Consider the following 13429-nt stretch of genomic DNA (forward strand, 5'->3'; position numbering starts at 1 on the left):
TTCATTTACTTATCCAACAATTCTCTAATAACCTCTGGATACAACTTGTACTCAGCCTCATGAATGCGAGCTTCAAAGCTTTCGATGTCATCATCAGCGAGCCTTGGCACACGAACTTGTTTGATGACCTTGCCTGTATCCACACCGGAGTCCACCCAGTGAATGGTCACGCCACTCTCAGCGACACCAGCATCCCAAGCATCCTCAATCCCATGAGCTCCTGGAAATTCTGGCAGGTAGGCCGGATGAATGTTGATAATTCGACCTTCATAAGCCGCCAATAAGGTTGGGCCGACGATTTTCATATAACCCGCCAAACAAACCAAGTCAATCTGGTGTTCTTCCAAGAGCTCGACAAGAGCTGCTTCGTAGTCCGCCTTGTTCTCAAACTCCTTGAGTTCAAAAGCATAGGACAGGACGCCGAGCTTGTCTGCACGTTCCAGCACATAGGCGTCACGATGGTCTGAAAAAACAAACTCCACCGGAAATTCTTCGGCAATCACCTGAAAATTTGAGCCATTACCAGAGGCAAAAACCGCTATTTTTTTCATTTGATGATGACACTTTCGTTTTCTTTCTTGACGATGCGACCAATTTCATAGACTGGTTCATCCAGCAATTCCTCGACTCGACCTACATTTTCAGGGCTAACTGCCAACATGAGGCCCACACCCATATTGAAGATTTCAAACATTTCTTCGTGCTTGATCTGACCGTATTTTTCAAGGGCTTTGAAAATCGGAAGAACTGGAACTTTATCTTCTTCGATTTCTGCTGCTAGATCGTCTGCAAACATACGAGGGATATTCTCGATGAAACCACCACCTGTGATGTGGGCAATACCGTTTACCAAGCCTTCCTTGATGAGTGGCAGAACAGCTTTAACGTAGATACGAGTTGGTTCCAAAAGGACATCTTTCAGTTTTCTGCCTTCCAACTCAGGCAAGACTTCTTCGCCTGTGTAGTCGGCAAAGACACGACGAACGAGTGAGTAACCATTGGAGTGAATCCCACTTGAAGCAAGTCCGAGAAGAACATCACCTTCTGCCACCTTTGAACCGTCAATGATTTGGGATTTTTCAGCCACACCAACCGCAAATCCAGCCAAGTCATAGTCATCTTCGCCGTACATACCAGGCATTTCAGCCGTTTCCCCACCGATGAGGGCAGCACCAGCCTGCACACAGCCTTCTGCCACACCAGCGACCACTTGTTCTAGCTTAGCTGGTTCATTCTTCCCTGTCGCCACATAGTCGAGGAAATAGAGGGGCTCCGCACCTGCAGCGATGATATCGTTGACACACATGGCTACACAGTCCTGCCCAATCGTGTCATGCTTGTCGTACTTGATAGCCAACATGAGCTTGGTCCCGACACCGTCAGTCCCCGAAATCAATACGGGCTCTTTGACTCCTGTTTTTGAAAGGTCAAACATGCCACCAAAACCACCAAGAGCTCCCATGACACCCGCACGCTCCGTACGCGCCACGTGCTTTTTGATCCGCTCAACAACTTCATAACCCGCTTCAACATCCACACCAGATTGAGCATAAGCATTCTTATTTGTCATTTTTATATTCCTTTTCTTTGAGAAGAGTGCGACGTATTTTTAGATAAACAATTATTTTATCTAAAAATACTAGTCAGGGCTCTAGCTTTGGTCCCATAGGGGAAAGCGTCTACTGACAAATGCTTTAGCTTTTAGTCAGTAGTGAGACGTGGAGCATAAGCATTCTTATTTGTCATTTTTTATTCCTTTTCTTTAATAGAGGATCTGTCGTCTATTTGTAAAAACTGGTCTTGTCACCCAAGCTTCTTCGATATTCTTCTTCATAGTCGTAGAGAGGAGTTGGGTAGTCGCCGTCAAAGTAAGCGACGCAAAGCCCACCATTTGGCGCATCTGTTTCAATCCCGATAGAATTAATCAAGCCATCAATCGAAAGATAAGTCAGGCTATCCGCACCAATGATTTGACAAGTCTCTTCAACCGTATGATTAGCAGCAATCAGCTCCTGACGCGTCTGGATATCAATCCCGTAGAAGCATGGATAAGCTAGCGCAGGGCTACCAATGGCAACGTGAACTTCTGTCGCACCTGCTTCTTTCAAGAGTTGAACGATACGGCGAGAGGTTGTCCCGCGAACAATAGAATCATCCACCATAACCACACGTTTGCCTTTAACAACACCCGAAACGGCAGATAGCTTCATCCGAACACCTTGCTCGCGCAATTCTTGAGTCGGCTGGATAAAGGTTCGTTGCGTATATTGGTTTTTGATGAGGCCCATTTCATTTGGTAGACCGGATTCTTCCGCAAAGCCCATGGCTGCGCTGAGTGAAGAGTTGGGCACACCGACCACAATATCCGCTTCATGCTTGAATTCACGGGCTAGTTGCGCTCCCATTCTCTTACGAGCCGTATGGACATTGACCCCATGAATATTAGAGTCAGGGCGGGCAAAGTAGATATACTCCATAGAACAAATCGCCAACTGAGTATCATTTGTGTAGCTATCATACTGGATGCCATTATCATCGATAATGACAATTTCCCCTGGCTTCACATCGCGAATCCACTCTGCACCAATAACTTCAAAAGCACAAGTTTCAGAGGAAACGACAACTGCTCCATTAGCCATTTTTCCGATAGAAAGAGGACGGAAGCCGTTTGGGTCAAGGGCTGCAATTAACTTATCCTCAAACATCAAGATGTAGGCGAAACCACCTTTGACCAGGCTGAGTGCTTCTTTGATTTTCCCCATCAAACTAGGGTTGTGACTACGGCGAATGAGATGAGCTAAGATTTCCGAGTCCGAAGTTGAACTGAAAATAGCTCCTCTTTGCTCTAGTTCTTTCTTGAGGGATGCTGCATTGGTTAGGTTCCCATTATGAGCCAAGCCAAACTGCATATCGTGAAAACGGAAGAGGAAGGGCTGGATGTTATCCACAGAAGCCTCGCCAGCAGTCGCATAACGCACATGCCCAATCGCACCAGTTCCTGTCAATTTATCCAAATTAGCAGGATTTCTGAAGACTTCTGAAAGAAGACCCATATCACGATGGCGCTTCAATTTCCCTTGGTCATTGGAGAGGATTCCTGCCCCCTCCTGACCACGGTGCTGAAGACTGTGGAGTCCAAAATAGGTCAATTTGGCAGCATCTGGATGACCCCAGATACCGAAAACACCACATTCTTCATTAAGAGATTTTATTTCGTATGTCATTTTTTATACCTTTTATTTCCCTGTGAAATAACGCACCGCCGACGCAAACAGCTGCTGGTCTTTATTTCCTGGGATGTTTTGGAAGAGACCGTCTTCATAACGTTCTGAGTGGCCCATCTTACCAATGATTTGGCCGTTCTTGCTGGTAATTCCTTCGATGGCGTTGACTGAACCATTTGGATTGTACTTAGAATCCATGCTTGGTTTGCCTTCGAAGTCAACGTATTGGCTGAAAATTTGGCCATTGTCACGGAGCTCCGCAAATTCTTCAGCCGTCACGACAAACTTCCCTTCACCGTGCGAAACAGGAATAGCGTGGACATCGCCCACTTGCACCCCAGCCAACCATGGTGAGTTGGTATTGGCAATTCGAGTTTCCACCATCTTGGCCACATGCTGGTTGGCATCATTGTAGAAGAGGGTTGGACTCGTACTGCTGGCATCCTCGAAATTTCCGTATGGAAGAAGACCTGATTTGACCAAAGCCTGGAATCCATTACAGATACCGATAATCAAGCCCCCACGAGCGATAAAGCAATCAATGGCCACACGCACTTTTTCATTAAGAAGGATATTGACAATAAACTTAGCTGATCCATCCGGCTCATCAGCAGCTGAGAATCCACCTGCAAAGAAGAGGATATTAGCCCTGCCGATATTGTCAACCATCGTTTCAACTGACTTGACAATAGCTTCTTCATTCAAGGTCACAAATGGCACCAAGTTAACCTCTGCACCTTCTTTTTCGAAGGCCTTAGCTGAGTCATATTCTGAGTTGGTCCCTGGGAAGACTGGGATGTAAACCACTGGTTTTTCAATAGTTTCCTTGGTTTTGATGAGTTCATCAGAAGCGACAGCTGGCACTTCAGCCAATTCTTTAGATTGGGCAAATTCAGTTGGGTAAACCTCTTCCAGTTTTCCTTGGAAGGCACTGTCAAGTTTCTGTCCATCTAGCTTCACACCGTTGACAAGCAGTGTAAAGTCTGCTTTCGTTTGACCAATCTTCTCAACTCCAGTGATTTCTTCAGCCGAGGTGAAGACAAATCCACCCAATTGAGCTGTCAAGGCTGTTTCAAGTTCAGGCAAGGTCACCTCTGCACCGATATGGTTCCCAAAGGTAGCAAGAGCCAAACTTTCAAGAACACCACCGTATTTAACAGCTGAAGCTGCCGTTACTTTGTGTTCAGCTTGGATGGCTTCAAACTGAGCAAAGTTTTGCTTAATTAAATCAAAATCAATCTCTTCAGAGAGGGCTTGACCTGGAATGTAGTAGATGTTTTCACCAGCAGTCTTGAACTCAGGAGAAAGGACTTTACGGCTATCTGCCGTCGTCACCCCAAAGGCAACCAAGGTTGGTGGTACGGTCAATTCTTCGAAAGTACCAGACATAGAATCCTTACCACCGATAGATGGTAAGCCAAGCTGGATTTGTGCTTCGATAGAACCTAGGAGAGCTGCTACTGGCTGACCGAAACGCTCTGCTTGTTTATCCATGCGCTCGAAATATTCTTGGTATGAGAAACGAGCCTTGGACCAGTTTGCACCAGCAGCCACCAAACGAGCGGTTGCTTCGATAACTGCATAGGCAGCTCCGTGATATGGAGACCATTCTGCTACATAAGGGTTAAAGCCTTGAGCCATGACTGACGCAGTGTGAGTTACACCGTGTTGAACTGGCAATTTCTGCACAGATGCCTCAGTTGGTGTGAGTTGGTAGCGACCACCAAGTGGGTGATTGACCGTTGAACGACCGACCGAGCAGTCAAAGATGGTTTGCAAGCCTTTTTGACTCGCATGGTTGAGATCAGATAGAACCGTAAGGGTATCAGCTTCAAGTGTGTCAGCAGATGTTTGACGTTCTTCTGGAAGCTTGACATCCTTGTCCACCACCTTGGCATCTACGACCACGCGCACACCGTTTGTATCAAGGAAACGACGTTCCAGGTCGACAATTGTTTCACCATTCCAGTGCATGACTAGATTTGGTTTTTCAGTCACTGTCGCAACCACAACCGCGTCAATATTTTCTTTATTACATTCCGCAACGAAGGCATCTACGTCTTCAGGACGCACCACAACTGCCATCCGTTCTTGTGATTCAGAGATAGCAATTTCTGTACCATTCAAGCCTTGGTATTTAAGAGGAACCTTGTTGAGGTCAATTTCAAGACCGTCTGCCAATTCACCGATAGCCACACAGACACCACCAGCTCCAAAGTCATTGGATTTCTTGATAAGACGAGTGACATCACCATTACGGAACAGGCGCTGAATCTTGCGTTCTTCGATGGCATTCCCTTTTTGAACCTCAGCACCAGCAGTCTCTACAGACTCAACTGTCTGAACCTTAGAAGACCCTGTCGCACCACCGACACCATCACGTCCAGTCTTACCACCGAGCAGGATAATGACATCGCCCGCTTCAGGTTTTTCACGAACCACATTTCCCTTTGGAGCCGCACCGACAACCGCACCAAGCTCCATACGCTTAGCAACGAAACCTGGGTGGAAGTATTCACGAACATAGGTCGTCGCAAGCCCAATTTGGTTACCGTATGAAGAATAACCATGAGCAGCTGTTTTCGAAATGACTTGTTGTGGCAATTTACCAGCACGTGTTTCCGAAATCGGTGCTGTAATATCTCCAGCGCCTGAGATACGCATGGCTTGATAAACGTAGGAACGACCTGATAATGGGTCACGAATAGCACCACCGATACAAGTAGCCGCTCCACCAAATGGTTCGATTTCTGTTGGGTGGTTGTGGGTTTCGTTTTTAAACATGAGGAGCCAAGGTTCCTTGACACCATCAACGTCCACTTCTATTTCGACCGAGCAGGCATTGATTTCATCAGACACCTCCATATCGTCCAAACGACCATTAGCACGCTCATAACGACCAAAAATAGTCGCCATATCCATCAAGGTTTGTGGTTTTTCAGACCGACCTAGTTCATCACGCATGGCAATATACTTGTCATAAGTCGCTTGCAATTGTTTTTGGAATTTAGAAGCTGAGAAATCAATGTGTTTCAACTCCGTCTCAAAAGTCGTGTGACGGCAGTGGTCAGACCAGTAAGTATCCAAAACTTTGAGCTCTGTCTCAGTTGGCACGCGCCCGATTGACTTGAAGTAGTCTTGGATAAAGAGCAAATCATCCACTTCCATTGCCATCCCTTGCTCGGCCTTGTAGCGAGCAAAGTCTTCTGCCGTATAACTTTCAAAGAAAGTCAATTTAGGAATGGTCTTGTCTGACTCTGAAAATTCCTGCTTGGCAATCCCTGTCGTGATGTCCTTGAAACGAGAATCCACTGGATTGAGCAGGTAGTTCTTGACTGCTTCCAACTCAGTCGCATCAATATCTTTATTAACCAAGTACAATTGTGCTGTGTTGACCGTTACGTCACTCGAACTTCCCAGCAAAAGCAAGGCTTCTTGCGAAGAAGCTGCACGCTGGTCAAACTGACCCGGCAAACTTTCAATGGCAAAGAAAGCATAATTGACAAGATCAGCCTGCACAGCCGCTTCATCCAAGACATGGTCTGTTACCTGCTCAGAGAAGATGTGTTTTCCCGCAGGTGCAAACAAGTCCTCTGCCAAATCAAAGACATCATAAACTTGCACAATGCGAATACTTTTCAAAGTTGACAATCCCAAGTTGTGCTGGAGCTCCCTTACCAAACTCTCTGACTTAACCTGAAAATCAGCTTTTTTCTCAACAAAAATACGTTTATCCATCAATTCTTATTCCTTTATTTCAGCTCTTGCAATGTTCCCAACGACCTTGAGAGTCTTGCAAACAGATTATTTCAATTCCTGCAATTTCTCCCAGACAATCTCGTAAACATCCGTCAATTCACCCAAGCCACGGCGGAAAACATCCTTGTCCATGTGGTTGCCATCTGCATCCCACAAACGGCAGTTATCTGGTGAAAACTCGTCTGCCAAGATAATCTTGCCATCCTTGTCAAAACCAAACTCTAACTTAAAGTCAATCAATTTAAGGCCAATCTCAGCAAACCAGACTTTCAAAAGTTTATTGATACGACGGGTTTCTTCTTTCAAGTAAGCAATCTGCTGGTCATCCGCAATTTTAAGAAATTTCACATGCTCGTCATTGATAAAGGGATCATCCAAATCATCATTTTTATAGTAAAATTCGACAATTGGAGTCTCAAATGCGATGCCTTCATCTACGCCAAAACGTTTTGAAAAGGAACCAGCCGTGTAGTTGCGGAGCACAACTTCCAAAGGAATAATCTCAACCTTTTTATTGAGCTGTTCCGTGTCAGAAAGTTTCTCCACAAAGTGAGTCGCTACACCAGCCGCATTTAATTTCTCAAAAATAAAAGATGAAATCTGATTATTTAACACTCCCTTACCCGCAATCTGCTCCTTCTTGACACCGTTGAAGGCTGTTGCCTGGTCCTTGTAAGTTGAAATAATGAGATTTTCATCCTCAGTTGTATAGATATCCTTGGCTTTTCCCGAATAGATTAGTTGTTTTGACATTTTAAAGTTCGCCTTTCGTTTTACTTGAGCACATTCTAACATAAAAGCATGAAAAATTCAAGATTTTTACGAATAAATAACGTTTTTCCTATTTTAAGCGTAAAGAAAAACTGCAAGATAAGCTCCTCTTACAGTTTTAAAATCATTTATCCTCTGAAAAACACGAATATTACCCTCTATTTAAAAATTGATCCCAAAAATAACGGAGATAGCTTTTCTTTCCCGTAATCATCTGCAGGCGACCTTCTAAGCCATAGCGAAGTGTTGTAGCCTGCTCAGAAGTCAGATGGGTCTCCACCTCAATTTTAAAGAAATTTCCTTTTTCAGTCTTGGTAGCTGTCGCATCAATACTTGTAATAGTGGAATCCAGGAAAATTTGATTCTTCGCATCATTAGTCGTAGTATAACGGACAGAGTCTCCAATCTTAACTCTAGCAACATCTTTTGAACTGAGATAGGCTGTGAGTTTGGTTTTTCCTTCTTTTTCCAAAGATGGATAGAGTTGGGCTAGCAGGGTTCCTTCTGCAGCCATCGTAGATTCACTGGTCTCAGGATTAAGGTGAAGCACCCCATCCTCGCTTGCTGTAATCTTCCCCTTCTCTAGGAGACCTCCTTGGACTTTCTTACCCGACTCTGCTTCTAAAATTTTCTGATCCAAAAGAGTTAATTCCTGACCGACTTTGACTAGGTGCTGGGACTTGAGCGATTCCAGTTGACTATCCAGTCCCGTTGCATAGGCTTGCTGGGTTCCCGAACCTGCATACTGAACACGATAAGTAGCAAGACTAGATTCTAACTGAGAAAGCTGTGCTTCAACCTGTGCAACAGCCTGAGCCTTAGCTTGCGGATTTTCCTCCCTCTGAGACTTGTAGGACTGGTAGAGAGAGTAGGCTAGATTCTGACTGGTCAAGGAAGCACCTGTTTCAATAGCCGACTTAGCTGTCTGGTAATCGCGAATTTTAGCCTCTGTTTGACTGATGAGGTTCCCGATTTCAGCTTGGGTTTGACTAGCCGCTGCATTCTGGGACGCGATGGTCTCATTTTGCTGTGAAACATTGCTCCTCAGACTACTAGCTTGGCTGAGATAGTCTCGAAACATCTCCTGATATCCAAACTTATCCGCCTCTGGAAATTGATCACTCCCCTCTTTCAAACTGGATTGCAAATAACCCAACTGCTTTTTTTGATCCTTTAACATCTCCAATTGACTGGCATATGCTTCGACCTGGACAGCCTCCGCCCCTTGCTGGTACTCAACGAGTAGTTCGCCTTGCTTGACCAACTTGTTTTCTTCCAGATAGTTGGCCACAATCCGTTGATTGCTAGTTGACTGGATGTTGGCAATGATCCGACTAGGTTCGACAGTCGCTCTGGTAGACAAACTAATCTCCTTCTCTGCAAAAACTGCAAATCCAAGTAAAAACACGAGCAGAAGTGACATAGGTAAAATCACCCGACTGGAAAAATTATGGTAACGACGATGGTAAAACTCCGCACTTTCTAAAAATTCTGGTTTCATCTTCTCCTCTTTCTAGCTATTCACCAAATGGGCGTAAAAGCCACCTCGAGCAAGCAAGTCTACATGGGTGCCTTCTTCGACAATCTTGCCCTGATCCAAAACAACAACCTTTTCTGTCCGCTCAGCGATGGTCAAGCGATGGGCGATGAAAATCAAGGTCTTGTCTAAAGCCATGAGATTATCCACGATCCGCTTCTCTGTCAAAATATCCAGACTGCTGGTCGCCTCATCCAAAATCAAGATAGGCGCATCTGTCAAGAGAGCACGCGCCAGAGCGATTCGCTGACGTTGTCCACCTGAAATTCCTGCCCCATCCGAAGTCAATTCTGTCTGGTAATTCAGTGGCATCCGCTCGATATCCTCCCGAATCTCTGCCAATTCAACTGCTCGCAGAATATCCTCCTGTGTCGTCCCCTCCTTGGCTCCAAGGAGAAGATTCTCCAAAATCGTTCCGTTAAAGACATAGGGCTGTTGAGGCAAATAGTTGATATGCTGGCGCAAGGCTTTTTTATCAATCTGATTAAGATTGACACCACCCAGACTAATCTCTCCCTGACTAGGGTCGTAAAAGTTAACCATCATCTTGGCCAAGGTGGTCTTGCCTGACCCTGAAATCCCCACGAAAGCCACTTTAGAACCTTGCGGGATCGTCAAATTGATATCCGACAAAACATCTCGACCGTAGCCATACTTGTAGTGAACCTGCTTGAAAGCCATATCCCCTTTCATCATGCTCAAATCTTCTACTGTTTTCTTCTCCTCAAACTCCGAAGCTACCAGATAAACCTCATTTAAGCGATTATTGGCAACCTGCGCTGTTTGAAGTTTGGTTTGCAGGTTGATGATATTTTCCAAAGGATTGGTAAAGTAAACAAGCAAAGTATTATAGGTAATCAGCTGGCCCAAACTCATTTTTCCATCCATGACGAGTACTGCTCCCATCCAGAGAACGGCAACATTGAGCAAAAGCTGGGCAACTTTTTTCAGAGCCTTCTGCTGGCTTTCTGCCCGACTGTAGGTAAAGGATTTTTTCAGATAAGCTACAAATTCCTTATCAATCTTTTGATAGCGTGAACTTTCACTGGTCAAAGACTTAATAGTCTCAATACCATTGATATCCTCTATGATAGAAGAAGACAGAACCGCATTGGCTTCCATTGTGTCCCGATTCATCTTTTCAAAAGGCTTCATAAAGGCAAAGATAATCACTGTATAAATGGGAAGTGCAAGCAGACTAATGAAAAAAAGTGTTATATTTTGTGAAAATAAGACAAGCGAGATAATCAAAATCGTCGACACATCCAAAAAGATAGACAGAATGGTCGAAGCTAGCGCATCGATAATACTGTTAGCGTCCGTAAAACGAGATACAATCTCTCCTGTCCTGCGTGTCGCGAAAAAGGACATCGGCAGGTGAAAAACATGCTTGATATAAGACAAAATCACGTCAATTGACAACCGTTGCCCCAGAACAAGTAAAAGATATTCCTGCGCATAGGACAAGATTTGCTGGAGGATATAGACGATGACCAGCCCAATAGAAATAATCCCCAGCGTCGAACGCATCTGATTTGGCACATAGGTATCAATGATCGACTGCAGATAATAAGAACCCACAATGTTAATCAAGGTTACCAAGAGTGTCGCTAGAACGATATTGGTAATTAAGCCACGCTGTTTGAGTAAGATTGGCAAGAAGGATAGGAGCCCTTGTTTTTTCTCCCTGTGAGGTTTGTAGTCTGGAGACGGTGCCATAAAGAGACTGACCCCTGTCCATTCTTGCGCAAATCGCTCACGGCAAATCTTCGTCAGCTTAACACTAGAATCTGGATCAGCGATGTGGATTGTCTTCTTGTCCTGACCAATCACCACATAATAGTGGAGCAATTTCCCTTCCTTGAGCACATGGGCTACAAAAGGAAAAGTCAAATCAGGCAGATCAAAGAGCGTCATATCCGCTTTGATAGCGCGCGTCTCGAAGCCAATTTCTTCTGCCACCTTGACAAGACCCAAAGCAGTTGTCCCATCCATAGTCGTCTTGGCTAACTCTCGCAGGTGAGCCAAGGAGTAATAACTACCATAGTAGCCAAAGACCATGGCCAAGGAAGCCACACCGCAATCCATCTGATCCACCTGGGGACGATAGTGCCTTTTCCCAAATTTCATATCCATCTCCTTTTTTCTAATAATCTCTAAAAACTTTGTAAGATTATTTTAACCAAACAAGGAAGAAATAAGGGAATTATTTCTGAAAAAACTATTTTTACGCCTAAAACGCACTTTAAAAAGCATAAACTATCATTTAAATGTAAAAAGGCAGAACGAAAGTTCTGCCTGCTTAAAGCAACCGTTAAAAAATGAATGCCCAGAAATAAATTATTCTGAAATGATATTTTCTTTACTTTTATAAAGTAAGATAAAGGTCATCAAAAATAATGAAATCGTAGGTATATCAAAACATTCAAACCATGTAGGTAAATTTATTTTGTTTACATCAGCCACAATTCTAATCATTAGATAAGCCATTGAGCTAAACAATACAATAAACTCTGGCCAAGCTTTTTGTAGTAATTGAACGACTTTCATCTCAAACTCCGATCTGATGGTTCATCAATTCCCTATTTTACTTTCTTTTGTTTTGTACTTGTATCCTAGATAAAACAGACCAAGTAGAATTGGATAGGTTTCTGGATAAAACAAGGTATTGATCGGATTTTTCATAATCAAATACGTTGCGATATAAATAATGATCGATACGACAAAATACCCCTCAGCAAAACTTAATAAGAATTTTTTCATAGCAGACTCCTATTTACCTGAAAAGAAAGGCGGGAAAACTCCGCCATTTACATGCACAAAATCCTTTTGATTCAGATTCGTCATTTATAGTTTTGATTATCTTTTGCCAAATCTTTGCAAAAAATACCAAAATAGCCCGAAGCAAGTAAACCAACTACAGTCCATTTCCAATCAAAGGATACTAATGAACCTGTACGAATCACATGAAGTACAAGATTGAGAGCTATAGCCAACAAAGGAATTACAGTGGCTAGTTTAGGTAAGAGTGTATTGAGATTAAGGTTGTGATTGTTCATTATCTAACGCCCTCTGTATCCATTATAGACTCCCAATCCAAGTGTACCTCCTGCTACAGTAGCCGCTGCTCCATAAGCTGCTACTGCTTTCCAGCCTACAAGCACTACCGTACCTATCGTTAATGTAATAACACCGCCTTGAACCTCTTCAAGTTCTTGAAAAGATAATTCTTGAAATTGTTTCATTGCTAAGCCTCCTTTCTAATCATATTAAGGTCGCAATGCTTTTCCAATAGCATATCCTGCTCCATAAAGAGCTCCTCCAATTGTAACCACAGCACCTGCTACTTTTCCTGCTAAAATAATTCCAGCTGCTGTAATAATCAATCCCCCATCCACATCCATCAACTCTTCTTCTGTAAGAGCTGCAAAGTTCTGTTCCATTTTATCAAAATTTGTCATCTTTCTTCTCCTTTATTTCTATTTTTTAGTTTACGACTTCTAAATCTTAAACCATTTTAAAATCAAAATCAGATAAATTACTGAAATCTTTTTTTCTTCCTGTTCTTCTCACTTATCTATTCGAGAAGTGATCTAAAATGAACAGGTAAATTCATTTATTTTAAATACCATTTGATAAACCATGGCAATAAGATTGGTAAATACATCGCGTAGTCTCCTTCCTTTTCTTCTTACCTATCTATTCGAAAAACAATTCGAAAATGAGCAACTCATTCATTTTTATTTTAAAAACCACTTAATGAACCACGGATAAAGACCGGTCACATACATAAACATTCCTCCTTTTATCTTTCTCATCTCTTTATTCGCAATTTCTACTAAAAATTTTTCTTTTTTCTGCAAACAAAAAAGCAACATGCAAATCATGTTGCTTTTTGCTATTCTTTACTTTTGACAACTGCTACCACATCTCCTACACTTTGCAGTTGGTCAATTTCCTCATCACTGATTTCAATTCCAAATTCATCTTCTAGTGTCAAGACGAACTCCATCAAGTCAACTGAGTCCGCATCGAGATCGTCTTTCAAACTCAAAGATTCTGTTACGACAAAGTCCTCTCCCTGTCGCTCTTGGATAATGGTTACAATACGGTCAAAAATTTCTTTTTCTGTCATCTT

General features: G+C 43.3%; 13 protein-coding genes. All 13 read right to left on the reverse strand.

What is annotated here, in order from left to right; translation table 11 throughout:
* Positions 1–5: 5 nt before the first annotated feature.
* The 13 genes from purN to HMPREF9188_RS00530 all read right to left on the reverse strand — a co-directional run bounded on the left by purN (position 6) and on the right by HMPREF9188_RS00530 (position 13426).
* Positions 6–551, reverse strand: coding sequence for a phosphoribosylglycinamide formyltransferase (gene purN / locus HMPREF9188_RS10360; protein WP_000717477.1), 546 nt, complete (start codon positions 549–551; stop codon positions 6–8).
* On the reverse strand, positions 548–1570 hold the full coding sequence (gene purM, locus HMPREF9188_RS00475; RefSeq protein WP_009729529.1) for a phosphoribosylformylglycinamidine cyclo-ligase: 1023 nt from the start codon (positions 1568–1570) through the stop codon (positions 548–550). Before purM ends, purN begins: the two co-directional genes overlap by 4 nt.
* Positions 1571–1781: 211 nt before the next feature.
* The gene (purF, locus tag HMPREF9188_RS00480; protein ID WP_009729530.1) at positions 1782–3224 is read right to left on the reverse strand and encodes an amidophosphoribosyltransferase; all 1443 of its coding nucleotides are present in this window, start codon (positions 3222–3224) and stop codon (positions 1782–1784) included.
* A 12-nt stretch (positions 3225–3236) separates the two neighbouring features.
* Entirely contained in the window at positions 3237–6962 is a 3726-nt protein-coding gene (locus tag HMPREF9188_RS00485; RefSeq protein ID WP_009729531.1) for a phosphoribosylformylglycinamidine synthase, read from the reverse strand.
* A 66-nt stretch (positions 6963–7028) separates the two neighbouring features.
* On the reverse strand, positions 7029–7736 hold the full coding sequence (gene purC / locus HMPREF9188_RS00490) for a phosphoribosylaminoimidazolesuccinocarboxamide synthase (RefSeq protein ID WP_033588865.1): 708 nt from the start codon (positions 7734–7736) through the stop codon (positions 7029–7031).
* Between the two features lie 169 nt (positions 7737–7905).
* A complete protein-coding gene (comB, locus tag HMPREF9188_RS00495) occupies positions 7906–9255 on the reverse strand; it encodes a competence pheromone export protein ComB (protein ID WP_009729533.1) in 1350 nt (449 codons plus the stop codon).
* A 12-nt stretch (positions 9256–9267) separates the two neighbouring features.
* Positions 9268–11421 carry a peptide cleavage/export ABC transporter ComA gene (gene comA, locus HMPREF9188_RS00500; protein ID WP_009729534.1) on the reverse strand — a complete coding sequence of 718 codons (2154 nt, stop codon included), beginning with the start codon at positions 11419–11421 and terminating at the stop codon, positions 9268–9270.
* A gap of 210 nt (positions 11422–11631) precedes the next feature.
* Positions 11632–11841, reverse strand: coding sequence for a hypothetical protein (locus HMPREF9188_RS00505; protein ID WP_000869800.1), 210 nt, complete (start codon positions 11839–11841; stop codon positions 11632–11634).
* Between the two features lie 24 nt (positions 11842–11865).
* Positions 11866–12054, reverse strand: a complete 189-nt coding sequence (locus tag HMPREF9188_RS00510; protein WP_009729535.1) for a hypothetical protein — start codon at positions 12052–12054, stop codon at positions 11866–11868.
* Between the two features lie 80 nt (positions 12055–12134).
* Positions 12135–12350: a hypothetical protein gene (locus HMPREF9188_RS10550; RefSeq protein ID WP_009729536.1), complete on the reverse strand. Its 216-nt coding sequence runs from the start codon at positions 12348–12350 to the stop codon at positions 12135–12137.
* Between the two features lie 3 nt (positions 12351–12353).
* Positions 12354–12536, reverse strand: a complete 183-nt coding sequence (locus HMPREF9188_RS00520; RefSeq protein WP_009729537.1) for a Blp family class II bacteriocin — start codon at positions 12534–12536, stop codon at positions 12354–12356.
* A 24-nt stretch (positions 12537–12560) separates the two neighbouring features.
* On the reverse strand, positions 12561–12752 hold the full coding sequence (locus tag HMPREF9188_RS00525) for a class IIb bacteriocin, lactobin A/cerein 7B family (protein ID WP_009729538.1): 192 nt from the start codon (positions 12750–12752) through the stop codon (positions 12561–12563).
* A 437-nt stretch (positions 12753–13189) separates the two neighbouring features.
* Positions 13190–13426: an acyl carrier protein gene (locus tag HMPREF9188_RS00530; protein WP_000136450.1), complete on the reverse strand. Its 237-nt coding sequence runs from the start codon at positions 13424–13426 to the stop codon at positions 13190–13192.
* Between the last annotated feature and the right edge of the window lie 3 nt (positions 13427–13429).

It is taken from the genome of Streptococcus sp. F0441 (genome assembly GCF_000314775.2).
GTDB lineage: Bacteria > Bacillota > Bacilli > Lactobacillales > Streptococcaceae > Streptococcus.

Coding starts and splice junctions, on each gene's coding strand:
- purM (WP_009729529.1), bottom strand. CDS start 1,570: ATGACAAATAAGAATGCTTATGCTCAATCTGGTGTGGATGTTGAAGCG.
- HMPREF9188_RS00520 (WP_009729537.1), bottom strand. CDS start 12,536: ATGAAACAATTTCAAGAATTATCTTTTCAAGAACTTGAAGAGGTTCAA.
- HMPREF9188_RS00530 (WP_000136450.1), bottom strand. CDS start 13,426: ATGACAGAAAAAGAAATTTTTGACCGTATTGTAACCATTATCCAAGAG.
- purN (WP_000717477.1), bottom strand. CDS start 551: ATGAAAAAAATAGCGGTTTTTGCCTCTGGTAATGGCTCAAATTTTCAG.
- purC (WP_033588865.1), bottom strand. CDS start 7,736: ATGTCAAAACAACTAATCTATTCGGGAAAAGCCAAGGATATCTATACA.
- HMPREF9188_RS00485 (WP_009729531.1), bottom strand. CDS start 6,962: ATGGATAAACGTATTTTTGTTGAGAAAAAAGCTGATTTTCAGGTTAAG.
- comB (WP_009729533.1), bottom strand. CDS start 9,255: ATGAAACCAGAATTTTTAGAAAGTGCGGAGTTTTACCATCGTCGTTAC.
- comA (WP_009729534.1), bottom strand. CDS start 11,421: ATGAAATTTGGGAAAAGGCACTATCGTCCCCAGGTGGATCAGATGGAT.
- HMPREF9188_RS00525 (WP_009729538.1), bottom strand. CDS start 12,752: ATGACAAATTTTGATAAAATGGAACAGAACTTTGCAGCTCTTACAGAA.
- HMPREF9188_RS00510 (WP_009729535.1), bottom strand. CDS start 12,054: ATGAAAAAATTCTTATTAAGTTTTGCTGAGGGGTATTTTGTCGTATCG.
- HMPREF9188_RS10550 (WP_009729536.1), bottom strand. CDS start 12,350: ATGAACAATCACAACCTTAATCTCAATACACTCTTACCTAAACTAGCC.
- HMPREF9188_RS00505 (WP_000869800.1), bottom strand. CDS start 11,841: ATGAAAGTCGTTCAATTACTACAAAAAGCTTGGCCAGAGTTTATTGTA.
- purF (WP_009729530.1), bottom strand. CDS start 3,224: ATGACATACGAAATAAAATCTCTTAATGAAGAATGTGGTGTTTTCGGT.